At 58.9% G+C, this 22,189-nt stretch carries 22 protein-coding genes and 1 tRNA gene; 13 read left to right on the top strand and 10 right to left on the bottom strand.

What is annotated here, in order from left to right:
* Positions 1–79 precede the first annotated feature (79 nt).
* Positions 80–167, top strand: a tRNA-Ser gene (locus AB8846_RS01065).
* A gap of 171 nt (positions 168–338) precedes the next feature.
* Here the strand turns inward: AB8846_RS01065 and phoH are convergent.
* The 4 genes from phoH to efeU all read right to left on the bottom strand — a co-directional run bounded on the left by phoH (position 339) and on the right by efeU (position 4,918).
* The gene (gene phoH / locus AB8846_RS01060) at positions 339–1,127 is read right to left on the bottom strand and encodes a phosphate starvation-inducible protein PhoH (RefSeq protein WP_008503509.1); all 789 of its coding nucleotides are present in this window, start codon (positions 1,125–1,127) and stop codon (positions 339–341) included.
* A gap of 500 nt (positions 1,128–1,627) precedes the next feature.
* Positions 1,628–2,911, bottom strand: coding sequence for an iron uptake transporter deferrochelatase/peroxidase subunit (efeB, locus tag AB8846_RS01055; protein ID WP_370731816.1), 1,284 nt, complete (start codon positions 2,909–2,911; stop codon positions 1,628–1,630).
* A gap of 5 nt (positions 2,912–2,916) precedes the next feature.
* Positions 2,917–4,044 carry an iron uptake system protein EfeO gene (gene efeO, locus AB8846_RS01050; protein WP_063143920.1) on the bottom strand — a complete coding sequence of 376 codons (1,128 nt, stop codon included), beginning with the start codon at positions 4,042–4,044 and terminating at the stop codon, positions 2,917–2,919.
* 40 nt (positions 4,045–4,084) lie between these two features.
* Positions 4,085–4,918: an iron uptake transporter permease EfeU gene (efeU, locus tag AB8846_RS01045; RefSeq protein WP_126794710.1), complete on the bottom strand. Its 834-nt coding sequence runs from the start codon at positions 4,916–4,918 to the stop codon at positions 4,085–4,087.
* Positions 4,919–5,169: 251 nt separating this feature from the next.
* Here efeU and AB8846_RS01040 point away from each other — a divergent pair, with 251 nt between their 5' ends.
* On the top strand, positions 5,170–6,354 hold the full coding sequence (locus AB8846_RS01040; protein ID WP_370731815.1) for a NupC/NupG family nucleoside CNT transporter: 1,185 nt from the start codon (positions 5,170–5,172) through the stop codon (positions 6,352–6,354).
* An 81-nt stretch (positions 6,355–6,435) separates the two neighbouring features.
* Here the strand turns inward: AB8846_RS01040 and AB8846_RS01035 are convergent, their stop codons facing one another.
* From AB8846_RS01035 to AB8846_RS01025, 3 genes are all read right to left on the bottom strand, one after another.
* Entirely contained in the window at positions 6,436–6,855 is a 420-nt protein-coding gene (locus tag AB8846_RS01035) for a DUF3574 domain-containing protein (protein ID WP_059311066.1), read from the bottom strand.
* A gap of 114 nt (positions 6,856–6,969) precedes the next feature.
* Complete coding sequence (gene putP, locus AB8846_RS01030) at positions 6,970–8,478, bottom strand: sodium/proline symporter PutP (protein ID WP_213328286.1); 1,509 nt, start codon at positions 8,476–8,478, stop codon at positions 6,970–6,972.
* A 54-nt stretch (positions 8,479–8,532) separates the two neighbouring features.
* A complete protein-coding gene (locus tag AB8846_RS01025) occupies positions 8,533–8,772 on the bottom strand; it encodes a hypothetical protein (RefSeq protein ID WP_331412673.1) in 240 nt (79 codons plus the stop codon).
* Positions 8,773–8,901: 129 nt separating this feature from the next.
* Between AB8846_RS01025 and putA the strand changes: the two genes are divergently transcribed.
* Positions 8,902–12,864 carry a trifunctional transcriptional regulator/proline dehydrogenase/L-glutamate gamma-semialdehyde dehydrogenase gene (putA, locus tag AB8846_RS01020; RefSeq protein WP_370731814.1) on the top strand — a complete coding sequence of 1,321 codons (3,963 nt, stop codon included), beginning with the start codon at positions 8,902–8,904 and terminating at the stop codon, positions 12,862–12,864.
* A 51-nt stretch (positions 12,865–12,915) separates the two neighbouring features.
* The gene (locus AB8846_RS01015; RefSeq protein ID WP_370731813.1) at positions 12,916–13,311 is read left to right on the top strand and encodes a lysozyme inhibitor LprI family protein; all 396 of its coding nucleotides are present in this window, start codon (positions 12,916–12,918) and stop codon (positions 13,309–13,311) included.
* On the opposite strand, the gene rutR is transcribed toward AB8846_RS01015, so the two are convergent.
* The gene (rutR, locus tag AB8846_RS01010) at positions 13,308–13,946 is read right to left on the bottom strand and encodes an HTH-type transcriptional regulator RutR (protein ID WP_023335217.1); all 639 of its coding nucleotides are present in this window, start codon (positions 13,944–13,946) and stop codon (positions 13,308–13,310) included. The genes AB8846_RS01015 and rutR overlap by 4 nt on opposite strands.
* A 245-nt stretch (positions 13,947–14,191) precedes the next feature.
* On the opposite strand from rutR, the gene rutA reads away from it, so the two are divergent.
* The 7 genes from rutA to rutG are packed head-to-tail and all read left to right on the top strand — an operon-like array spanning position 14,192 to position 19,626.
* The gene (gene rutA, locus AB8846_RS01005; protein WP_370731812.1) at positions 14,192–15,283 is read left to right on the top strand and encodes a pyrimidine utilization protein A; all 1,092 of its coding nucleotides are present in this window, start codon (positions 14,192–14,194) and stop codon (positions 15,281–15,283) included.
* Entirely contained in the window at positions 15,283–15,972 is a 690-nt protein-coding gene (gene rutB, locus AB8846_RS01000) for a pyrimidine utilization protein B (RefSeq protein WP_370731811.1), read from the top strand. The genes rutA and rutB overlap by 1 nt, the downstream gene beginning before the upstream one ends.
* Positions 15,973–15,983: 11 nt before the next feature.
* Complete coding sequence (gene rutC / locus AB8846_RS00995) at positions 15,984–16,370, top strand: pyrimidine utilization protein C (protein WP_010429508.1); 387 nt, start codon at positions 15,984–15,986, stop codon at positions 16,368–16,370.
* A 7-nt stretch (positions 16,371–16,377) separates the two neighbouring features.
* Complete coding sequence (gene rutD, locus AB8846_RS00990) at positions 16,378–17,178, top strand: pyrimidine utilization protein D (protein WP_370731810.1); 801 nt, start codon at positions 16,378–16,380, stop codon at positions 17,176–17,178.
* 9 nt (positions 17,179–17,187) lie between these two features.
* Positions 17,188–17,778 (top strand): malonic semialdehyde reductase, encoded by a 591-nt coding sequence (locus tag AB8846_RS00985; protein WP_370731809.1) that lies wholly within the window; start codon positions 17,188–17,190, stop codon positions 17,776–17,778.
* A gap of 9 nt (positions 17,779–17,787) precedes the next feature.
* Positions 17,788–18,282: an NADH-dependent FMN reductase RutF gene (rutF, locus tag AB8846_RS00980; protein WP_023327078.1), complete on the top strand. Its 495-nt coding sequence runs from the start codon at positions 17,788–17,790 to the stop codon at positions 18,280–18,282.
* Between the two features lie 21 nt (positions 18,283–18,303).
* Positions 18,304–19,626 carry a pyrimidine utilization transport protein G gene (gene rutG, locus AB8846_RS00975; RefSeq protein WP_331412687.1) on the top strand — a complete coding sequence of 441 codons (1,323 nt, stop codon included), beginning with the start codon at positions 18,304–18,306 and terminating at the stop codon, positions 19,624–19,626.
* Positions 19,627–19,720: 94 nt separating this feature from the next.
* Here rutG and AB8846_RS00970 read toward each other — a convergent pair whose 3' ends face one another.
* A complete protein-coding gene (locus AB8846_RS00970) occupies positions 19,721–20,641 on the bottom strand; it encodes a DMT family transporter (protein WP_370731808.1) in 921 nt (306 codons plus the stop codon).
* Between the two features lie 116 nt (positions 20,642–20,757).
* Positions 20,758–20,931 carry a general stress protein gene (locus AB8846_RS00965; protein WP_024909630.1) on the bottom strand — a complete coding sequence of 58 codons (174 nt, stop codon included), beginning with the start codon at positions 20,929–20,931 and terminating at the stop codon, positions 20,758–20,760.
* A 390-nt stretch (positions 20,932–21,321) separates the two neighbouring features.
* Here AB8846_RS00965 and wrbA point away from each other — a divergent pair, with 390 nt between their 5' ends.
* Together wrbA and AB8846_RS00955 are read left to right on the top strand one after the other, a co-directional pair.
* A complete protein-coding gene (gene wrbA / locus AB8846_RS00960; RefSeq protein WP_370731807.1) occupies positions 21,322–21,918 on the top strand; it encodes an NAD(P)H:quinone oxidoreductase in 597 nt (198 codons plus the stop codon).
* A gap of 20 nt (positions 21,919–21,938) precedes the next feature.
* Complete coding sequence (locus AB8846_RS00955) at positions 21,939–22,166, top strand: YccJ family protein (RefSeq protein WP_008499832.1); 228 nt, start codon at positions 21,939–21,941, stop codon at positions 22,164–22,166.
* Positions 22,167–22,189: the final 23 nt, after the last annotated feature.

Below are 22,189 nucleotides of genomic sequence, written 5' to 3'. Positions count from 1 at the left end.
AATCTGCTTGACCGTGTTAGCGCAACTCCCTATAGTAGCGCCCCGTTGCCCCCCAAGCGGTCAGGCAGCAAAACAATATGGTGAGGTGTCCGAGTGGCTGAAGGAGCACGCCTGGAAAGTGTGTATACGGCAACGTATCGGGGGTTCGAATCCCCCCCTCACCGCCATATTTGAAGAAGAGCTCGCATGAAAATGCGGGCTTTTTTTTGCGTTGCCTGGTGGCGCTACGCTTACCAGGCCTACGGGTATTGTAGGTCGGGTAAGCGCAGCGCCACCCGACAAAAAGCCCGCACAAAAAACAAAGCCCGGTTTCCCGGGCCTTGAACACAACAGCAAACTCAATAATACGCTTGCAGCGTGCGCTGACAGAGCGCCGAGCGCACGCAATCATCTTTGGTGAAGCGTACCACCCCAATCATCTCATCTTCCTCAAAACGTGACATGGCGTCGCTCAACCCGGATTTCACGCCGGATGGCAGGTCACACTGGGTAATATCGCCGTTAACGATAACCGTCACGTTCTCCCCGAGGCGCGTTAAAAACATCTTCATTTGCGCAGCGGTCACGTTCTGAGCCTCGTCAAGAATGACGACCGCATTTTCAAATGTACGTCCGCGCATATAGGCGAACGGCGCGATTTCCACCTTGCCAATCTCTGGTCGCAGGCAGTACTGCATGAAGGATGCACCCAGCCGCTTCACCAGTACGTCATAGACGGGCCTGAAGTACGGGGCAAACTTCTCCGAAATATCTCCGGGCAAGAAGCCGAGATCTTCATCAGCCTGCAGTACCGGACGGGTAACAATAATTCTCTCCACGTCCTTATGGATCAATGCTTCCGCCGCTTTGGCTGCACTAATCCAGGTTTTCCCGCATCCGGCTTCACCGGTTGCAAAGATGAGCTGTTTACTCTCGATAGCATTCAGGTAGTGCGCCTGAGCCTCATTGCGCGCCACAATTGGAGAATTATCACGGCTGTCTCGGGCCATGCCAATTGCTTCTACGCCACTCATCTGCACAAGCGAGGTGACCGATTCTTCTTCACGCTGTTTATGGCTACGTGAATCCCGTCTCAGCACACGTTTTGCTTCGCGACGAGCTTTGATCACTGCTTTTTGTCTTCCCATGGATAGCACCTTGAGTTGTTGGTATTCATCACACGCGCCAGCTTCGGCACGATTATGCGCACGAACATCAGAGGGTTGGCTTCCTTGTAAGCCATTGCTTGCTTTATCGGATGACGATACGGAACAGCTACGCGCACCGTTCTGCACGTCGGTCGAATCAGATTCTGGAGGAAGGGGGGAGAATTTAGTGGTGAGGAAATCGCTGCCGGAGTCTGAGCCTCCGCGCCGGGTGCTGCGGTTGTTATGTTTACCTTGTCCAGTACAGGACGCAACCATTCGCGATCTCCATAGTGATTCAGCATCACTGCCGGGAACTACCGCTGTCTTATCTTAAGTACATCAGGAGTTATCATAAATGCAACATTTATTTTACCTGAATGCAACTTTTAAGACTGTCCCTACAGGTGGAATCAGTCTCATATAGAAATATTACAGAAATATAACAGGAGGATAGTCATATGAAAAAATAATGTCCCCGCGAACTGTCGCAGGGACGATTATCAGGCCTCGATAAGACCTTGTGCGAGGTACGCGTTGCTGTCGCGCACGCCCGGCAGGGCAAAGAAATAGCCGCCGCCGATGGGCTTAATGTACTCTTCCAGCGCTTCGCCGTTGAGCCGCTTCTGTACGGTCAGGAAGCCTTTTTCCAGATCGTGCTGATAGCAGACGAACAGCAGCCCCATATCGAGTTGGCCGGAGTTGGTCACGCCCAGCGAATAGCTGTAGCCCCGACGCATCATCAGGCTGGACTGCGTCTCTTTGGTGCGCGGATTGGCCAGACGAATGTGGCTGTCCAGCGCGATGGTATCGCCATTGGGATCGCTGGCGTAGTCAGGCACGTCGTGCTCGTTCTTCATGCCGAGCGGTGCCCCGCTTTGCTTATCCCGACCAAAGATCGTCTGCTGCTCTTTCAGCGGCGTGCGGTCCCAGAACTCCACGTGGAACTGAATGATCCGTACCGCCTGATAGCTGCCGCCCACCGCCCACGCCGGTTCGTCCTGATTTGCGGTTACCCAGACCACGTCTTTCATCAGTGCTGCATCGCTGCTGTCCGGGTTGGCCGTGCCGTCCTTAAAGCCCAGCAGGTTAACCGGGGTCTCTTTCCCCTTGCTGCGGGCGGCGTGGTCCGAGATAAACCCTTCCCGCTTCCAGCGCACGCTCAGCAGATCCGGCGTGTGCTTAATGATATCGCGCAGGGCGTGGATCACCGTGTCCTGAGTATTGGCGCAAATCTGCAGGAGCAGGTCGCCGTGGCACAGCGCCGCGTCGAGGGAGTCATTCGGGAAACGCGTCATTTTCTGCAGCGCTTTCGGCTTCTGTTTTGCCAGCCCGTAGCGCGCGTCAAACAGCGATTCACCGAGCGAAACGGTAATGGTCAGGTTATCCGGGGCGATAAACGGCCCCAGAATGCCGGAGTCCATCGGCGGCAGGCGCGGGTTCGGCGTATCGGGCGCCGGTCCACCCGCGGTAAGAAACGCGATGCGCGTCGTCAGCAGGCGGAACAGACGCGCCAGATCGGCTTTATCGCTGGCCAGAGAATCAAAGGCCACCAGCATCATAGATGCCTGCTGCGGCGTCAGGATGCCCGACTGATGCTCGCCATAAAACGGCTGCGTCTCCATACGGGCATTGGGCGACAGCGTGCCGGGCGCGCTTTGCGGTTTCGCCGCATGCGCTACCGGACAGCCACCGGCCAGCGCAAGGGCGCCCCCCAGCGCCCCTACCCCTTTTAACAATCGACGACGTGAAGGCTCAACCACGTCGTTCTCGCTATGCTTGTTCATCGTGCTTAGTCCAGACCCAGTACGCCACGCAGCAGAGAAAGGTCTTCCGCCAGGGCGGTAATCGGGCCTTTCAGCGCGTTACGGTCGGCATCGGTCAGCTTGTCGTAGGTTTCAAACCCGTCTTTGGTACGGTACTTCGCCAGAATAGCGTCGACTTTTTTGAAGTTGGCATCCACTTTGGCCAGCAGTTCGCCGTTCTCTTTCTGCAGCTGAGGTCGCAGCAGGTTAACAATTTTCTGCGCGCCGTCGACGTTGGCCTGGAAGTCCCACAGGTCGGTATGGCTGTAGCGATCTTCTTCGCCGCTGATTTTGCTGGCGGCCACTTCTTCAATCAGACCGGCCGCGCCGCCCACCACTTTTGACGGCGGGAAGGCCAGCTCGCTGATGCGCTTTTGCAGCTCCAGCACGTCGCCGTTCAGCTGCTCAGCGTATTTCTCCATCCCTTTGGTGGAGTTGTCGCCAAACAGGGCTTTCTCCAGACGGTGGAAACCGGTGAATTTCGGATCGGCGGCCTTTTGCTCGAAATCGTCTTCGCGGGCATCAATACTGCCATCAAGGTCAGAGAACAGCTCGGCAATCGGCTCGATACGCTCGTAGTGCTGACGGGTTGGCGCATAGAGGGATTTCGCTTTTTCGATGTCACCGGCTTTCACCGCATCGGTAAAGGCTTTGGTTGCCGTCGCCAGGTCCGCCGTCTCTTTCGTGACGTAGGCTTTATACGCGGTAATCGCGTCACCCAGGCTCAGCACCGCAGCGCCTTTCGCCGCATCGGCCGTCGCTTCACCTTTGACGATAAGCTTTCCTTTCGGGTTGGTCAGCAGGCCGCAGGTCATCTCATACTCGCCAGGCTGCAGGTTGGCGGTCATCTTCTGGCTAAAGCCAGGGGCGATATTTTCACGCTCCTCCACCACCAGAACCCCTTTCAGGATCTCCCATTCCAGCGCCTTCTGGCTGTGGTTCTGAATAATGAACTGGGTTTTGCCGCTGTTCACCGTGAGGGTCATCGGCTCACACTGCTTATCGTTGACGGTGACTTTAACCTGAGGAACATCCGCGCCCCAGGCGGAGAATGCAGAAGCGAACAGCGCGGCAATGCCTGCGCATAACGCACTACGACGGAACTGAATTGCCATGACTCTTCCCTTTAAAAGTATGTTGTAACTAAATCAACTATTATGGCGTAACGCGCGACGCCTGCGTGCCGGTACGCGGCGGCATTGCGAACAGCACCAGCGCCGGAACCAGATAAATAAAGTACATCGCCACTTCGCTGACGCTCGGCGTTTCCTGATAGCCGAAGATACCTTCGAGCAGGGTGCCGGTCAGAGAATGGGTGGAGAGCACGTTGCTGAGGTCGAACGCGACGTCCTGGAAATGGTTCCACAGGCCCGCCTCGTGGAAGGCACGTATCGCCCCCGCCGCCAGCCCTGCCGCCACCAGCAGAATAAACAGGCTGGTCCACTTGAAGAACGCGCCCAGGTTCAGGCGAATACCGCCCCAGTAAAGCAGAAAGCCCAGCACGACGGCGGTTGCCAGCCCGAGCATCGCGCCAACCGGCGGCCAGATGCCGACATCCTGCTGAAACGCCGCCAGCAGGAAGAAAACAGACTCCAGGCCCTCACGCGCGACGGCGAAAAAGACCATCATAATGAGCGCCCAGCCGTGGTTGTTTCCCTTTTGCAGCGCGTTATCCACCGCCTGCTCCAGCTGCACCTTCACGTTGCGCGAGACTTTACGCATCCAGAACACCATCCAGGTAAGGATCGCTACCGCAATCACGGCAACGATCCCTTCGAACAGCTCCTGCTCTTTCTGCGGGAACTCCCCGGTGGTTTCGTTGATGAGGATACCGAGGCCCAGACAGAGCGCCGCGGCAAGGAATACCCCGACCCACATGACGCCAATCCAGCGCCCGCGCTGGGTTCGCTTCAGATAGCTGGCGATGAGGCTCACGATGAGGGCAGCTTCGAGCCCTTCACGTAACATAATGAGAAATGGAACAAACATGCCGACACCTTAAATGTTTATCGCGGTCAACTGATGCAAAGAAAGGTAAATTCTTGTGATAGTGATTATCATTACGGAGAAGAGAAACACAAGCGAAATGTGCGCTGTTTTGATGACGAGTTGTAAACGCAAAGCCTGTTAATAGTTGCTGACGTTACCGTTAAGTTTATAAGTTATAATAAAATTGCCCATTTACGGTTAACCAGCGCTGTGGCTAAATATCCTCCTCAAAAACCAACTGAAAATAAACCATGTTTAAGATTGTCCATTTCCTGCTGGCGCTGGTGATTATTCTTGCGCTCGCCTGGCTGGTGAGTTTCGACCGCCGAAAAATTCGCATTCGTTATGTTTTACAGCTTATTGTCATTGAAATAGCCCTGGCGTTCTTTTTCCTGCACGCCGAAAGCGGGTTATTCCTGATTAAATACGTCTCGGGATTTTTTGAGTCACTGCTTAAATTTGCCGGCGAAGGCACCAATTTCGTCTTTGGCGGAATGGGGGAAAAAGGGCTGGCGTTCATTTTCCTCGGCGTGCTTTGCCCGATTATTTTTATTTCCGCGCTGATTGGTATTCTTCAGCACTGGCGGATCCTGCCGATTTTTATTCGGGTAATCGGTACGCTGCTGTCAAAACTGAACGGTATGGGCAAGCTGGAATCCTTTAACGCGGTGAGTTCCCTGATCCTCGGCCAGTCGGAAAACTTCATTGCCTACAAGGGCGTGCTGGGCGATCTCTCCTCTCGTCGTCTGTTCACCATGGCGGCCACGGCCATGTCGACGGTCTCCCTGTCGATTGTCGGCGCCTATATGACCATGCTCGACGCCAAATTTGTCGTCGCGGCGCTGATTCTGAACATGTTCAGCACCTTTATTATTCTCTCGGTCATCAACCCGGCGCGCCCGGAAGCGGAGCCGGATATCAAGCTGGAAAAACTGCATGAATCGCAGAGTTTCTTCGAGATGCTCGGCGAGTATATTCTGGCCGGTTTTAAAGTGGCGATGATTATTCTGGCAATGCTGATTGGCTTTATCGCGCTTATTAGCGCCGTTAACGCCCTCTTCTCCAGCGTATTTGGCATGAGCTTCCAGCAGATTTTGGGCTACGTGTTTTATCCGCTGGCATGGCTTATCGGTATTCCGCTGAGTGACTCCCTGAACGCGGGCAGCATTATGGCGACCAAGCTGGTGGCGAATGAATTTGTGGCGATGATTGAGCTGCAAAAAATCGCGCATCAGATGTCCCCGCGCGGACTGGGCATTTTGTCCGTCTTCCTGGTGTCGTTCGCGAACTTCGCCTCCATCGGCATTGTGGCCGGGGCGATTAAGGGCCTGAACGAGCAGCAGGGGAACGTGGTATCGCGCTTCGGCCTGCGTCTGGTGTACGGCGCGACGCTGGTGAGCCTGCTGTCGGCGAGCTTTGCGGGGTTGGTGTTGTAGGTTTTGTGCCGTTTGTGCCCGGCGGCGCTTCGCTTGCACGGGCCTACGATACAATAACGGCGGGAATTCCCGCCGTTTTTATTAAAACTGCACGCACACCGGCTGGTCGACGCGCATCACCGACTCCTGCGCGAAGCGTGATTTATAAATCCCGCGTAACGCTTCGATGTTCTTCTCGCTCTGCGCATCTTTACCGTGGATCAGCATCAGCGCTTTGCTCGGCTCACGCGCCACTTTTCCGTCGTTCCCCAGCCACTGCCCGCGCGCGTCAAACACCGTTAAGCCATCGCGAAAGCGCGGCGTCACGTCCTGGTCAACAAACTGCTGCCACTCGTTGCCGGTAATCTGCGCCCCGGCCGGACGATTCAGTCCGAAATAGAGCGTGGTTTGCTGCATCTGGTTATCCGCTTTGCAGGTTTCGACCGCCGCGTGTTGCGATGGCGCAGTGCACCCAGCCAGCATCAATAATGCCGCCGCCATTAACCCTGTTTTGATTGTCATGCTTCGCTATCCTCATTGTTATAAGTGCAGCGATATCAACGTAATTCTGGAAAATTTGCAAGAAAAAGCCGGGTGGCGCTAACGCTTACCCGGCCTACGGTGTTAGTGGGAAAATTATTCCGGCTGCAGCTTAGACGGCGGCGCGGAGTGGTAGTGCGCGTCGGCTTCAGCAAAGCGTTTCTGCATGGAGGCAGACGGTGCTTTACCCAGCAGGCTGAACACCACGATGCCGATGCTGCCGAAGAGGAAGCCTGGGATGATTTCGTACAGGCCCAGCCACGCGAACTGTTTCCAGACGATAACGGTCAGCGCACCGATGATCATCCCCGCCAGCGCGCCGTTACGGGTCATACGTGACCACATGACGGAGAACAGCACGACCGGACCAAACGCCGCACCAAAGCCCGCCCACGCGTAGCTCACAAGGCCCAGCACGCGGTTTTCCGGGTTGGCCGCCAGCGCGATGGCAATCAGCGCCACCACCAGCACCATAAAGCGCCCTACCCACACCAGCTCTTTCTGGCTCGCGTTTTTACGCAGGAAGGCTTTGTAGAGGTCTTCGGTGATCGCGCTGGAGCAGACCAGCAGCTGGCAGCTCAGGGTGGACATCACCGCCGCCAGGATCGCGGAGAGCAGAATACCGGCAATCCACGGGTTAAACAGAATTTGCGCCAGCTCGATGAACACGCGCTCGGCGTTCTGGTTCACCGCGCCCGCCTGCGCCGGGTTGTTGTTGAAGTACGCGATACCGAAGAAGCCGACCGCACACGCCCCTGCCAGACACAGGATCATCCACGTCATGCTGATGCGACGGGCATGAACGATGGTGTGGTGAGAATCCGCCGCCATAAAGCGCGCCAGGATATGCGGCTGACCGAAGTAGCCCAGGCCCCAGCCCATCAGCGACACGATGGCAACGAAGTTCAGCCCTTTCAGCATGTCGACGTTTTCAATGCTCTTCTGCTTGATCACTTCCAGCGAATCGGCAAAGCCACCAACGGTGAAAATCACAATCACCGGGGTCAGGATCAGGGCGAAGATCATCAGGCTCGCCTGCACGGTGTCGGTCCAGCTCACGGCCAGGAAGCCGCCCACGAAGGTATAGAGGATGGTCGCCGCAGCACCGGCCCACAGGGCGGTTTCGTAGCTCATGCCGAAGGTGCTTTCGAACAGACGCGCGCCGGCAACAATGCCGGAAGCACAGTAGATGGTAAAGAACAGCAGGATAACCACCGCGGAGATAATGCGCAGGATGCGGCTGTTATCTTCAAAGCGTCCGGTGAAGTAGTCCGGCAGCGTCAGGGCGTTGTTGTTGGCCTCGGTATGCACGCGCAGACGGCCTGCCACCAGCTTCCAGTTGATCCACGCGCCGACGGTCAGGCCGATGGCGATCCAGCTTTCAGAGATACCGGAGATGAAAATCGCGCCAGGCAGCCCCATCAGCAGCCAGCCGCTCATGTCGGATGCGCCCGCAGAGAGTGCGGTCACCATCGGGCCTAAACTGCGTCCGCCCAGAATGTAGTCGTCAAAGTTCTTCGTTGACCGCCACGCCAAAAACCCTATCAGGATCATGCCAAAAATATAAACGAGAAATGTCACCAGCATCGGTGTGCTAATAGCCATTCAAATTCTCCAAAAGTGTCGAGCGACAGCCGTCCGGGCTGCCTTGTTATATGATCACCGGAACGAGGTGAATGTATCTTGTGTTTCGGTTGGGCGCGCTATCCTGCCGTATGCGCCTTCCGCTGACAAACGATTTAACACTGCATTTACATCAATTTCATCCCCGGTTTGATACAAGTTTTCTGTAGGTTGCACTCGCTCACGCTTTTGCGGGTTGCACCTTTGAAAAGTGTTAACTCCCGCATAAAAACAGGCTTCACGTAAAGCCGCCAGCACGATTTTCCAGCTAACCATTCGTTAACAATCCATTCATTTTCCGGGTTGCAAACCAGGTCACATTTAACACGGTTGCACAAAGTTGCAACATGGTGGATATTTCACGCTATCTACAGAATGCTATTACAGAACAACAGGAGCTTTGGCATGGGTATGACCACCATGGGGGTTAAGCTGGATGACGCCACCCGCGAACGGATTAAGACCGCAGCAACCCGCATTGACCGCACGCCGCACTGGTTAATTAAGCAGGCGATTTTTAACTATCTCGAAAGACTCGAGAGCGATGAGGGCCTGCCGGAGCTGCCTGCCCTGCTGGCCGGTGCAGCAAACGAAAGCGAGGAAGCGCCAGCCGCTGGCGACGAGAACCATCAGCCGTTCCTTGAATTTGCCGAGCAGATCCTGCCGCAGTCCGTCAGCCGTGCCGCCATTACAGGCGCCTACCGCCGTGCCGAAACCGACGCCGTGCCGATGCTGCTGGAGCAGGCTCGCCTGCCGGAAGCCATTGCCGCACAGGCGCACAGCCTGGCGTATCAGTTAGCCGACAAGCTGCGCAACCAGAAAACCGCCACCGGCCGCGCCGGGATGGTTCAGGGTCTGCTGCAGGAGTTTTCCCTCTCTTCACAGGAAGGCGTGGCGCTGATGTGCCTGGCGGAAGCGCTGCTGCGTATTCCGGATAAAGCCACCCGCGACGCGCTGATCCGCGACAAGATCAGCAACGGCAACTGGCATTCACACATTGGCCGCAGCCCGTCGCTGTTCGTCAACGCGGCCACCTGGGGCCTGCTATTTACCGGCAAACTGGTCTCGACCCATAACGAAGCCAACCTCTCCCGCTCCCTGAACCGCATCATCGGTAAGAGCGGCGAGCCGCTGATCCGCAAGGGCGTGGACATGGCGATGCGCCTGATGGGCGAACAGTTCGTCACCGGCGAAACCATTGCCGAAGCGCTGGCGAACGCCCGCAAGCTGGAAGATAAAGGTTTCCGCTACTCTTACGACATGCTGGGCGAAGCGGCGCTGACCGCTGCCGACGCGCAGGCCTACATGGTCTCTTACCAGCAGGCCATTCACGCCATCGGTAAAGCCTCCAACGGTCGCGGCATATATGAAGGCCCGGGCATCTCCATCAAGCTCTCTGCCCTGCACCCGCGCTACAGCCGCGCGCAGTACGACCGCGTGATGGAAGAGCTGTATCCGCGCCTGAAGTCCCTGACCCTGCTGGCGCGCCAGTATGACATCGGCATTAACATCGACGCCGAAGAGGCTGACCGTCTGGAGATCTCCCTCGATCTGCTGGAAAAGCTGTGCTTCGAGCCGGAGCTGGCAGGCTGGAACGGCATCGGCTTCGTTATCCAGGCCTACCAGAAGCGCTGCCCGTTCGTCATTGATTACCTGATTGACCTGGCAAGCCGCAGCCGTCGTCGCCTGATGATCCGTCTGGTGAAAGGCGCCTACTGGGACAGCGAAATCAAACGCGCGCAAATGGACGGGCTGGAAGGCTATCCGGTCTATACCCGTAAGGTTTACACCGACGTCTCTTACCTCGCCTGTGCGAAAAAGCTGCTCGGCGTGCCGAACCTGATCTATCCGCAGTTCGCTACCCACAACGCCCACACCCTGGCGGCGATCTACAGCCTGGCCGGGCAAAACTACTACCCGGGCCAGTACGAGTTCCAGTGCCTGCACGGCATGGGTGAACCGCTGTACGAGCAGGTGACCGGTAAAGTGGCGGACGGCAAGCTGAACCGCCCGTGCCGTATCTATGCTCCGGTGGGTACCCACGAAACCCTGCTGGCGTACCTGGTGCGTCGTCTGCTGGAAAACGGCGCGAACACCTCCTTCGTTAACCGCATCGCCGACACCACCCTGCCGCTCGACGAGCTGGTGGCCGACCCGGTGCAGGCCGTTGAGAAGATGGCCGCGCAGGAAGGCCAGATTGGCCTGCCGCATCCGAAGATTGCCCTGCCGCGCGAGCTGTACGGCAAAGGCCGCGTCAACTCGGCGGGTCTGGATCTCGCCAACGAACACCGTCTGGCATCGCTCTCCTCTGCCCTGCTCAACAGCGCATTGCAGAAGTGGCAGGCCAAACCGATTCTGGAGCAGTCCGTCGAGGACGGCGACATGCAGCCGGTCATTAACCCGGCAGAGCCAAAAGATATCGTCGGCTACGTGCGTGAAGCCACCGAAGCGGAAGTGGATCGGGCGCTGGACAGCGCGGTAAACAACGCGCCAATCTGGTTCGCCACGCCGCCGCAGGAGCGCGCCGCGATTCTGGAACGCGCGGCGGTGCTGATGGAAGATCAGATGCAGTCGCTCATCGGCATTCTGGTGCGCGAAGCGGGTAAAACCTTCAGCAACGCCATTGCCGAAGTGCGCGAGGCCGTCGACTTCCTGCACTACTACGCGGGCCAGGTTCGCGATGACTTCGATAACGAAACCCACCGTCCGCTGGGTCCGGTCGTCTGTATCAGCCCGTGGAACTTCCCGCTGGCGATCTTCACCGGCCAGATTGCCGCCGCCCTGGCCGCAGGCAACAGCGTGCTGGCAAAACCGGCCGAGCAGACCCCGCTGATTGCCGCGCAGGGCATCAACATTCTTCTGGAAGCCGGCGTGCCGGCGGGCGTGGTTCAGCTGCTGCCGGGCCGCGGTGAAACCGTCGGCGCCAAACTGACCTCCGACAACCGCGTGCGCGGCGTGATGTTTACCGGTTCGACCGAAGTGGCGTCTCTGCTGCAGCGCAACATTGCCACCCGTCTGGATGCGCAGGGTCGTCCTACGCCGCTCATCGCGGAAACCGGCGGGATGAACGCCATGATCGTTGACTCCTCTGCCCTTACCGAGCAGGTGGTGGTCGACGTGCTGGCCTCCGCGTTCGACAGCGCCGGTCAGCGCTGCTCCGCGCTGCGCGTGCTGTGCCTGCAGGACGACGTGGCGGACCACACGCTGAAGATGCTGCGCGGCGCGATGGCCGAATGCCGCATGGGCAACCCGGGCCGTCTCACCACCGACATCGGGCCGGTGATCGACGCGGAAGCCAAAGCCAATATCGAAAACCACATTCAGACCATGCGCGCGAAAGGCCGTCCGGTATTCCAGGCGGTGCGCGAGAACAGCGAAGATACCCGCGAATGGCGGACCGGCACCTTTGTGCCGCCAACGCTGATTGAGCTGGCAAGCTTCGACGAGCTGAAAAAAGAGGTCTTCGGCCCGGTGCTCCACGTGGTGCGCTACAACCGTAACAACCTGAACGAGCTGGTTGAGCAGATCAACGCCTCCGGCTATGGCCTGACGCTCGGCGTGCATACCCGTATCGACGAGACTATCGCGCAGGTGACCGGCAGCGCCAAAGTGGGCAACCTGTACGTCAACCGCAACATGGTCGGCGCGGTCGTGGGCGTACAGCCGTTTGGCGGCGAAGGTCTCTCCGGCACCGGTCCGAAAGCGGGCGGTCCGCTTTACCTGTACCGTCTGCTGGCGAACCGTCCGGAGAACGCCCTGGGCGTCACCCTGGCGCGCCAGGATGCGGACTATCCGGTGGATGCACAGCTGAAAGCCGTACTGACGCAGCCGCTGGAGGCGCTTATCGCCTGGGCGGAAAAACGTCCTGAGCTGCGTGCCGTTGCCCGGCAGTACGGCGAGCTGGCCCAGGCGGGCACGCAGCGTCTGCTGCCGGGGCCAACCGGCGAGCGCAACACCTGGACGCTGATGCCGCGCGAGCGCGTGCTGTGCGTGGCCGATAACGAGCAGGACGCGCTGGTGCAGCTGGCCGCCGCCATGGCAACCGGGTGTGAAGTCCTATGGCCGGAAGATGCGCTGCATCGCGATCTCGCCAAACAGCTGCCGAAAGCGGTATCGGCCCGCATTCGCTTTGCGAAGGCCGATGCGCTGCTGACGCAGCCGTTTGATGCCGTGATTTACCACGGTGATTCCGACCAGCTGCGCGAACTGTGCGAGCAGGTGGCGGCCCGCAGCGGGGCGATTGTTTCGGTACAGGGCTTTGCACGCGGGGAAACCAACCTGCTGCTGGAGCGTCTGTACGTAGAGCACTCGCTCAGCGTCAACACGGCGGCGGCAGGCGGTAACGCCAGCCTGATGACAATAGGCTAACGCTGTGCTAATAAGGCTCCGGAGACGGAGCCTTATTTTATTGGGGAGTATATGAAACGATATCTTATCGCCTGTGCAGCACTGCTAATGAGCGCCAGCGCGTTGGCCGACGAGTGCGACAAAGCGACCACCCAGCTTGAACTGAACACCTGTAGCGCGCAGCAGTACCAGGCTGCCGATAAAAAACTCAACCAGACGTATCAGGCCGCCATCAAGCGCGCGGCAGCCCCTCAGCGCGACCTGCTGAAAAAAGCGCAGCAGGCGTGGATTGCCCTGCGCGACGCGGACTGCGCGTTTATCGGTTCGGGTACGGAAGGCGGGAGCGTCCAGCCAATGATTGTTAACCAGTGCCTGGCGGAAAAAACCGTCGAGCGCGAAGCGTTTCTGGCCTCGCTGATGCAGTGTGAAGAGGGCGACTTAAGCTGCCCTCTCCCGCCGGGGAACTAGCGTAAGCGGATCCCTTCAATAATCATCCGCTGCACGTTTTCCAGCGTGCTGTGGAAAAACGCCTCGTCCTGGAGCGTTTTACCGGTCACCGCCTCAACCTGGGCCGCAAAGTCAGCGTAATGCTGGGTGGAGGCCCAAATCATAAAGATCAGATGATGCGGGTCGACCGGGGCCAGCTTTCCGCTGGCGACCCATCCGGCAATAATGGCCGACTTATCGTCCACCAGCTGCTTTAAATCTCCGGTGAGTTCCGCCTGCAACAGCGGCGCGCCCTGCAGCATCTCAAGACAAAACAGCCTTGATGCCTGCGGGTAATCGCGCGACACCTCCAGCTTCAGGCGAATGTACTCTTTGATCGCCACCAGCGGGGCCAGCTCTGCGCGAAACGCTTTCAGCGGCGCCAGCCAGATATCGAGGATCTGCTGCATCACCGCGATATAGAGCGCCTCTTTCGACGGGTAATAGTAGAGCAGATTGGTTTTGGATACCCCGGACTGCTCCGCAACCTGCTCCAGGCGCGTGCCGTGAATACCAAACTGCGAAAAGGTCTCCAGCGCCGCGCTGAGGATCGCCTGCTTCTTGGCGCTCACCGCCTGCGAACGTTTACCTGGTGTTTTCACTGCGCCTTGTGCCATTCCCGCTCTCCTTATTCTGCGTTGCCCTCAGCATAGCAAAACCCCCGTCTCGCCACGACATCCTGCACTCCGATCGCGCATGAATGCCTGTTTTCTGTGCAATGTTTTTGACCATTTAGTCCACATTTAGCCGTATCAATCCACCAACTTCTGGTTAACACATTAATAACACTACCATTTTCAAAACTGGCACCGCCTTTGCACAAACACCGTTACACCTGCGACGTAATGAAGAGAGGTTCGTGATGAAAATTGGCGTATTTGTACCCATCGGCAACAACGGCTGGCTTATCTCGACCGCTGCACCGCAATACATGCCGACCTTTGAGCTCAATAAAGCCATCGTGCAGAAAGCGGAGCACTACCATTTCGATTTTGCGCTTTCGATGATCAAGCTGCGCGGCTTTGGCGGCAAAACCGAATTCTGGGATCACAACCTGGAGTCCTTTACCCTGATGGCCGGGCTGGCCGCGGTCACCTCGCGTATTCAGATCTACGCCACCGCCGCCACCCTTACTCTCCCCCCGGCGATCGTGGCGCGCATGGCCTCCACCATCGACTCCATCTCCGGCGGGCGCTTTGGCGTTAACCTGGTCACCGGCTGGCAAAAACCCGAGTACGAGCAGATGGGGCTCTGGCCGGGTGACGATTACTTCTCGCGTCGCTACGACTACTTGACCGAATACGTACAGGTGCTGCGCGATCTGTGGGGCACCGGCAAAAGCGATTTCAAGGGTGACTTCTTCACCATGAACGACTGTCGCGTCAGCCCGCAGCCGTCGGTGCCGATGAAGGTGATTTGCGCCGGGCAGAGCGACGCGGGAATGGAATTCTCGGCGAAATACGCCGACTTCAACTTCTGCTTCGGTAAAGGCGTGAACACGCCTGCCGCCTTCGCCCCGACCGCCGCGCGGATGAAAGAGGCCGCCGACAGGACCGGGCGCGACGTGGGCTCCTACGTGCTGTTTATGGTCATCGCCGATGAAACCGACGACGCCGCGCGCGCGAAATGGGAGCGCTATAAGGACGGCGCCGACGAGGAGGCCCTGAGCTGGCTCACCGAGCAGAGCCAAAAGGATACCCGCTCCGGCTCAGATACCAACGTGCGCCAGATGGCCGACCCGACCTCTGCGGTCAATATCAACATGGGCACCCTGGTCGGCTCTTATGCCAGCGTCGCCAGAATGCTTGACGAAGTGGCGGCTGTCCCCGGGGCGGAAGGCGTCCTGCTGACCTTCGATGATTTCCTCACCGGCGTGGAGACCTTCGGCGAGCGCATCCAGCCGCTGATGCAGTGCCGCGCCCACATCCCTGCCGTCACGAAGGAGGTGGCGTAATGACCACTCTTAACGCACGCCCGGAAGCCATCACCTTTGCGCCGGAGCAGAGCGCGCTGATCGTGGTGGACATGCAAAACGCCTACGCCAGCCAGGGCGGCTATCTGGATCTGGCGGGGTTCGACGTCTCCACCACCCGGCCGGTGATTGAGAACATCAAAACCGCCGTCGCCGCCGCGCGCGCCGCGGGCATGCTCATCATCTGGTTCCAGAACGGCTGGGATGACCAGTACGTCGAGGCCGGCGGCCCCGGCTCGCCCAACTTCCACAAGTCGAACGCCCTGAAAACCATGCGTAAACGGCCAGAACTGCAGGGCAAGCTGCTGGCAAAAGGCGGCTGGGACTATCAGCTGGTGGACGAGCTGGTCCCGCAGGCGGGCGATATCGTCCTGCCCAAACCGCGCTACAGCGGCTTTTTTAACACGCCGCTCGACAGCCTGCTGCGCAGCCGGGGCATTCGCCACCTGGTATTCACCGGCATCGCCACTAACGTCTGCGTGGAGTCGACCCTGCGCGACGGCTTCTTCCTCGAGTATTTCGGCGTGGTGCTGGAAGACGCGACCCACCAGGCCGGGCCGGAGTTTGCCCAAAAGGCGGCCCTGTTCAATATTGAAACCTTTTTTGGCTGGGTCAGCAGCGTTGCGGAGTTCTGCGACGCCCTGACTCCCCCGCTCGCCCGTATCGCCTGAGGAGACACCTGATGCCAAAATCCGTGATTATTCCGCCGGGCACCAGCACGCCGATTGCCCCGTTTGTTCCCGGCACCCTCGCCGACGGCGTGGTGTATGTCTCCGGCACGCTGCCGTTTGATAAAGACAACAACGTGGTGTTTATCAACGACCCAAAGGCGCAAACCCGCCACGTGCTGGAGACGATCAAAACCGTGATCGAAACGGCGGGTGGCACGATGGAGGATGTGACCTTCAACAGCATCTTTATCACCGACTGGAAAAACTACGCCGCGATTAACGAGATTTACGCCGAATTCTTCCCCGGCGATAAGCCGGCCCGGTTCTGCATTCAGTGCGGGCTGGTGAAGCCAGAGGCGCTGGTTGAAATCGCCACCGTTGCGCACATCGCGAAGTGAGGCAGGTATGAAACTCTCCGTCTCGCCGCCCCCGTTCGAGGGTGCGCCCGTGGTGGTCTTTATTTCCGGTCTCGGCGGCAGCGGCAGCTACTGGCTGCCCCAGCTGGCCGCGCTGGAGCCGGAGTACCAGGTGGTGTGCTATGACCAGCGGGGAACGGGCAATAACCCCGACACCCTGCCGGAAGGGTACAGCCTTGCGCAGATGGCGGACGAGCTGGCTCAGGCGCTGGCGGATGCCGGGATTGCCCGCTACAGCGTCGTGGGCCATGCGCTGGGGGCGCTGGTCGGCCTGCAGCTGGCGCTGGATCATCCCGACGCCCTCACCGCGCTGGTGTGCGTCAACGGCTGGCTGACCCTTAACGCGCACACCCGCCGCTGCTTTCAGATCCGCGAGCGCCTGCTGCATTCCGGCGGCCCGCAGGCGTGGGTTGAGGCGCAGCCGCTGTTTCTCTACCCGGCAGACTGGATGGCGGCCCGCGCCCCCCGTCTGGAGGCCGAAGAGGCCCTGGCGCTGGCCCATTTTCAGGGAAAAACCAACCTGCTGCACCGGCTCAGCGCCCTGAAAAAGGCCGACTTCAGCCGCCATGCCGCGCGCATTCGCTGCCCGGTACAGATCATCTGTTCCGCTGACGACATGCTGGTGCCCTCCGTCTGCTCGACTGAGCTGCAGGCCGCGATCCCGCACAGCCGCAGCGCGGTGATGCGCCAGGGCGGGCATGCCTGCAACGTCACCGAGCCGGATACCTTTAACACCCTGCTGCTAAACGGGCTTGCCAGCCTGCTGCACAGCCCGGAACCCGCTTTATAAGGAGCTTTAATGAGCGAAGCCATTACCCCCGCCGCGCTGGAAACGCTGTTCACCGGCGCCCGCACCCATAACGGCTGGCAGGATATGCCCGTCAGCGACGAAACGCTGCGCGAAATCTACAGCCTGATGAAATGGGGGCCAACGTCCGCCAACTGCTCCCCGGCGCGGATTGTGTTTGTGCGAAGCGCTGAGGGAAAAGAGAAGCTGCGCCCGGCGCTCTCCAGCGGCAACCTCGAGAAAACGCTCACCGCCCCGGTCACGGCCATTGTCGCCTGGGACGGGGAATTCTACGAGCGCCTGCCCGGGCTGTTCCCGCACGGCGATGCAAAGAGCTGGTTTACCACCAGCCCCGCGCACGCTGAAGAGACTGCCTTTCGCAACAGCTCAATGCAGGCCGCCTACCTGATTTTCGCCTGTCGCGCGCTGGGGCTGGACACCGGCCCGATGTCGGGCTTTGACCGCCAAAAGGTCGACGAGGCCTTTTTCACCGGCACCACGCTTAAAAGCAATCTGCTGATCAACATTGGCTACGGCGATACCCGCAAACTGTACGGGCGCCTGCCGCGTCTGGACTTCGACGATGCCTGCGGGCTGGCGTAAGGAGCGATTATGACGACACCGGATAAACAAACCTTTCGCGACGCCATGGCCTGCGTTGGCGCGGCGGTCAACATCATCACCACCGACGGCCCGGCGGGGATGGCAGGCTTCACCGCCAGCGCGGTGTGCAGCGTCACGGATTCACCGCCCACCCTGCTGGTGTGCCTGAACCGCGGCGCGTCCGTCTGGCCAACGTTTAGCGAAAACCGCACCCTTTGCGTGAATACCCTGAGCGCCGGACAGGAGCCGCTGTCCAATCTGTTTGGCGGGAAAACGCCGATGGAGGAACGCTTTGCCGCCGCCCGCTGGCAGACGGGCGACACGGGCTGCCCGCGCCTGGAGGATGCGCTGGCCTCGTTTGACTGCCGCATCAGCCAGGTGGTGAGCGTCGGCACCCACGACATTCTGTTTTGCGACATTGTTTCGATAATCCGCCACCCCGCGCCGCAAGGGCTGGTGTGGTTTGACCGCGGCTACCACGCGCTTATGCGCCCCGCCTGTTAACCCGCTCTAAGGAGACAGACCATGTTCGGATTTCCCCACTGGCAGTTGAAATCGACCTCCACAGACGCAGGCGTGGTCGCGCCGGATGAACGCCTTCCGCTCGGGCAGACGATGGTGATGGGCGTCCAGCACGCGGTCGCCATGTTTGGCGCCACGGTGCTGATGCCAATGCTGATGGGACTCGATCCCAACCTCTCCATTCTGATGTCGGGTATCGGCACGCTGCTGTTCTTTTTCGTCACCGGCGGGCGCGTGCCCAGCTATCTCGGATCCAGCGCCGCCTTTGTCGGAGTGGTCATCGCCACCACCGGGTTTAACGGCCAGGGGATCAACCCCAACCTGAGCGTGGCCCTCGGCGGCATCATCGCCTGCGGTCTGGTGTACACCCTGATTGGTCTGGTGGTGATGAAAATCGGTACGCGCTGGATAGAGCGAATGATGCCCCCGGTCGTGACGGGCGCCGTGGTGATGGCGATTGGTCTGAACCTCGCCCCGATTGCGGTCAGGAGCGTCTCCGCCTCGCCGTTTGAAAGCTGGATGGCGGTGATCACCGTGCTGTGCATCGGCCTGGTGGCGGTGTTCACGCGGGGCATGGTCCAGCGGCTGCTGATCCTGGTCGGGCTGATTGTCGCCTGTCTGGTTTATGCCCTGCTGGCGAACGTTTTCGGTCTGGGCAAGCCGGTTGATTTTACGCTGCTTCATCAGGCCGCCTGGTTCGGCCTGCCGAAGATCACCTCCCCCACATTCAACACCCAGGCGATGATGCTTATCGCACCTGTCGCCGTTATCCTGGTGGCGGAGAACCTGGGCCACCTGAAAGCGGTCGCCGGAATGACCGGGCGCAGCATGGATCCGTACATGGGCCGCGCGTTCGTCGGTGACGGGCTGGCGACCATGCTCTCCGGCTCCGTGGGCGGCAGCGGCGTTACCACCTATGCCGAAAACATCGGCGTGATGGCGGTGACCAAGGTCTACTCGACGCTGGTCTTCGTGGCGGCGGCGGTGATGGCGATGCTGCTCGGCTTCTCGCCGAAGTTCGGCGCGCTGATCCACACCATTCCGTCACCGGTCATCGGTGGGGCATCAATTGTGGTATTTGGGCTGATCGCCGTGGCCGGGGCGCGCATCTGGGTGCAGCATCGGGTCGATCTCAGCCAGAACGGCAACCTGATTATGGTGGCGGTCACGCTGGTGCTGGGCGCGGGGGATTTTGCCCTGACGCTGGGCGGGTTTACGATTGGCGGGATTGGTACGGCGACCTTCGGCGCTATCCTGCTTAACGCCCTGCTGAGCCGCCGGAAAGGGGATGAAGCGCAGGCGGAAGCCATCACCCCCTCCACCTGAAATGAGTGCTACTTTCTTGCCGGGTGACGCTACGCTTACCCGGCCTACAACTGGCATGTAGCGCCGCCGGGCAAAACGGGCAGCGTGCGCGTTGTTAGCTATCTGCCCCTTGTTCAGCGTTCACCACGGCAATCGCCTTGCGTCGTTTTTTGAGCTTTAACTCGCTCACCAGCACACCGGCGATAATAAATGCCGCACCCACCAGGGCCAGCAGCGGCAGACGTTCCCCGGCCAGTCGCCCGAAAATGCCCGCCCAGACCGGTTCACCGGTATAAATCACCGTCGCGCGAGTTGGCGATACGCTGCGCTGCGCCCAGTTCATGGTGACCTGAATAATGGCGCTGAAGATACCGAGCCCCAGCGCGACCACCACCAGACCGGTGGACATCGGCGGCACGGACTCGCCTGCCGGCACCATCGTCGCAAACGCCACCAGCGACGCGGTGGCAAGCTGCACCACCGTCACCCGCTTGACGTCCACCTTGCCCGCCCAGGCGCTAATCAGAATGATTTCCGCCGCAATGGCAATCGCCCCAATCAGGGTGATGATTTCGCCCGGCCCCAGCGCCAGCAGGTTATTTTCCGGCCCGGCCAGCAGGATCAGGCCAATAAAGGCCAGCACAATGCCGATGCAGGACATCAGACCGGGCATCCTCCCCAGACAGAGCCACTGCAATAGCGGCACCAGCGGCACGTACATGGCGGTAATAAACGCGGATTTACTGCTGGGGATAGTTTGTAATCCCCACGTCTGCAGGCTGTAGCCCATCGCTATCGCCACACCAATCGCCACGCCGGCCTTAAGCTCTGTAAGCGTCAGCCCCCGCAGCGTTTTAAGCGAAATCAGCCCTACGGCAATCGCCGCCGTCGCGAAGCGCAGGCCGACAAAGAAGAATGGATCGCTGAGGGTCACCGCGTACTGAACGGCCAGGAACGTCCCGCCCCAGAACATGGTGATGAGAATGAGGATGGCTTCCTGCGGTTTTACGGAGAATTTGAAGCGTGAGAGAGACATGCGGCACTCGCAATTAAGATCAATGCTCTAGTGTGCGTTGCCTTTGGTTACAGTTCAATGTTGCAGAAATAAAAAAACCGCCGGGAGATCCCGGCGGCAGGGTTCAACCCGGCGTGTTACTTACTGCTGCTGCCGTGGCTGTTTTTGCCCCCTTTCTTGCCAGCTTCAGATGCGCGTTGCGGGTCATTCTTGAAGTTGCCCCCGCTGTGCTGGCCACCTTTACGGCCTGCTTCTGATGCTCTTTCACGGTCTTCTGCGAAATTACCTGAACCACCACGATGGTTTGCCATCTCTAACCTCCAGAATGTGAAACATTAGACATCATATTGCATTCAGTAAAAGAGGATTCTTTCACCTCGCAACACAAGGACAGTGCCTTTATCTGTGCCGCGTGAAACTAAGCTTAGTGGAATGCCGCTATCCGGCAAGCCGCAGGTAATATCCTGCAACATGAACTCAGCCTTTCAGGTGAGATGACGCGACGGGGATGCATAAGCCTTTCTTATCATTTCAAAAATCCGCCGTGTAAAAGTTGTATCATTTTGCTACAACGCCTTTTTGTAACCATATTGTTATAAATCAAAGAAATGCCGTTCATTTTTGCAGTCTGGCTGTGATGGCATATCTTTAAAAGAACGCAGCGATCCGCTGTCAGAAAAACCAACGAGGAGTGATGCAAAATGGCAAAAGTTCTGGTGCTCTATTATTCCATGTATGGACACATTGAAACCATGGCTCACGCGGTAGCAGAAGGTGCAAACAGGGTTGATGGCGTTGAGGTTGTGGTGAAGCGCGTACCGGAAACCATGCACGCGGAAGCCTTCCTGAAAGCCGGGGGCAAAACCCAAAACGCCCCGGTCGCTACCCCGCAGGAGCTGGCGGATTATGATGCCATTATCTTCGGCACCCCGACCCGCTTCGGCAATATGTCGGGCCAGATGCGCACCTTCCTCGATCAAACCGGCGGACTTTGGGCATCCGGGGCGCTCTACGGCAAGCTCGCCAGCGTATTCAGCTCAACCGGCACCGGCGGCGGTCAGGAGCAGACGATTACCTCAACCTGGACTACCCTTGCTCATCACGGGATGGTGATTGTGCCGATTGGCTACGGCGCGCAGGAGCTGTTTGACGTTTCCCAGGTGCGCGGCGGTACGCCGTACGGCGCAACCACCATTGCCGGTGGGGATGGCTCACGTCAGCCAAGCAATGAAGAACTGGCTATCGCCCGCTATCAGGGTGAATACGTCGCGGGTCTGGCCAAAAAACTGAACGGCTAACACCCAACAGGAGGACAAGCATGCCAACTCAAGAATCCAAAGCTCACCACGTGGGCGAATGGGCAAGTTTACGCAACACCTCTCCGGAGATTGCTGAAGCTATCTTTGAAGTCGCGAAGTACGACGAGAAGCTGGCCGAGCAGATTTGGGAGGAAGGTAACGATGAGGTGCTGGTGCGCGCCTTCGAAAAAACGGATAAAGACTCGCTCTTCTGGGGCGAGCAAACCATCGAACGTAAAAACGTCTAAGCGTTTCCCCCCGCCGCAGCGGG

The organism is Enterobacter sp. KB-221C9 (assembly GCF_041320715.1).
GTDB classification, from domain to species: Bacteria; Pseudomonadota; Gammaproteobacteria; order Enterobacterales; family Enterobacteriaceae; genus Enterobacter; species Enterobacter asburiae_D.
Note: the sequence above shows the minus strand (reverse complement) of the source record. Positions and strands in the feature narration are given on the sequence as shown.

Coding starts and splice junctions, on each gene's coding strand:
- rutB (WP_370731811.1), top strand. CDS start 15,283: ATGACCACTCTTAACGCACGCCCGGAAGCCATCACCTTTGCGCCGGAG.
- putP (WP_213328286.1), bottom strand. CDS start 8,478: ATGGCTATTAGCACACCGATGCTGGTGACATTTCTCGTTTATATTTTT.
- efeU (WP_126794710.1), bottom strand. CDS start 4,918: ATGTTTGTTCCATTTCTCATTATGTTACGTGAAGGGCTCGAAGCTGCC.
- rutF (WP_023327078.1), top strand. CDS start 17,788: ATGACGACACCGGATAAACAAACCTTTCGCGACGCCATGGCCTGCGTT.
- wrbA (WP_370731807.1), top strand. CDS start 21,322: ATGGCAAAAGTTCTGGTGCTCTATTATTCCATGTATGGACACATTGAA.
- AB8846_RS00985 (WP_370731809.1), top strand. CDS start 17,188: ATGAGCGAAGCCATTACCCCCGCCGCGCTGGAAACGCTGTTCACCGGC.
- phoH (WP_008503509.1), bottom strand. CDS start 1,127: ATGGGAAGACAAAAAGCAGTGATCAAAGCTCGTCGCGAAGCAAAACGT.
- efeB (WP_370731816.1), bottom strand. CDS start 2,911: ATGAACAAGCATAGCGAGAACGACGTGGTTGAGCCTTCACGTCGTCGA.
- AB8846_RS00970 (WP_370731808.1), bottom strand. CDS start 20,641: ATGTCTCTCTCACGCTTCAAATTCTCCGTAAAACCGCAGGAAGCCATC.
- AB8846_RS01025 (WP_331412673.1), bottom strand. CDS start 8,772: ATGGTTAGCTGGAAAATCGTGCTGGCGGCTTTACGTGAAGCCTGTTTT.
- rutC (WP_010429508.1), top strand. CDS start 15,984: ATGCCAAAATCCGTGATTATTCCGCCGGGCACCAGCACGCCGATTGCC.
- AB8846_RS01015 (WP_370731813.1), top strand. CDS start 12,916: ATGAAACGATATCTTATCGCCTGTGCAGCACTGCTAATGAGCGCCAGC.
- AB8846_RS00955 (WP_008499832.1), top strand. CDS start 21,939: ATGCCAACTCAAGAATCCAAAGCTCACCACGTGGGCGAATGGGCAAGT.
- rutG (WP_331412687.1), top strand. CDS start 18,304: ATGTTCGGATTTCCCCACTGGCAGTTGAAATCGACCTCCACAGACGCA.
- rutR (WP_023335217.1), bottom strand. CDS start 13,946: ATGGCACAAGGCGCAGTGAAAACACCAGGTAAACGTTCGCAGGCGGTG.
- rutA (WP_370731812.1), top strand. CDS start 14,192: ATGAAAATTGGCGTATTTGTACCCATCGGCAACAACGGCTGGCTTATC.
- rutD (WP_370731810.1), top strand. CDS start 16,378: ATGAAACTCTCCGTCTCGCCGCCCCCGTTCGAGGGTGCGCCCGTGGTG.
- AB8846_RS00965 (WP_024909630.1), bottom strand. CDS start 20,931: ATGGCAAACCATCGTGGTGGTTCAGGTAATTTCGCAGAAGACCGTGAA.
- AB8846_RS01035 (WP_059311066.1), bottom strand. CDS start 6,855: ATGACAATCAAAACAGGGTTAATGGCGGCGGCATTATTGATGCTGGCT.
- efeO (WP_063143920.1), bottom strand. CDS start 4,044: ATGGCAATTCAGTTCCGTCGTAGTGCGTTATGCGCAGGCATTGCCGCG.
- AB8846_RS01040 (WP_370731815.1), top strand. CDS start 5,170: ATGTTTAAGATTGTCCATTTCCTGCTGGCGCTGGTGATTATTCTTGCG.
- putA (WP_370731814.1), top strand. CDS start 8,902: ATGGGTATGACCACCATGGGGGTTAAGCTGGATGACGCCACCCGCGAA.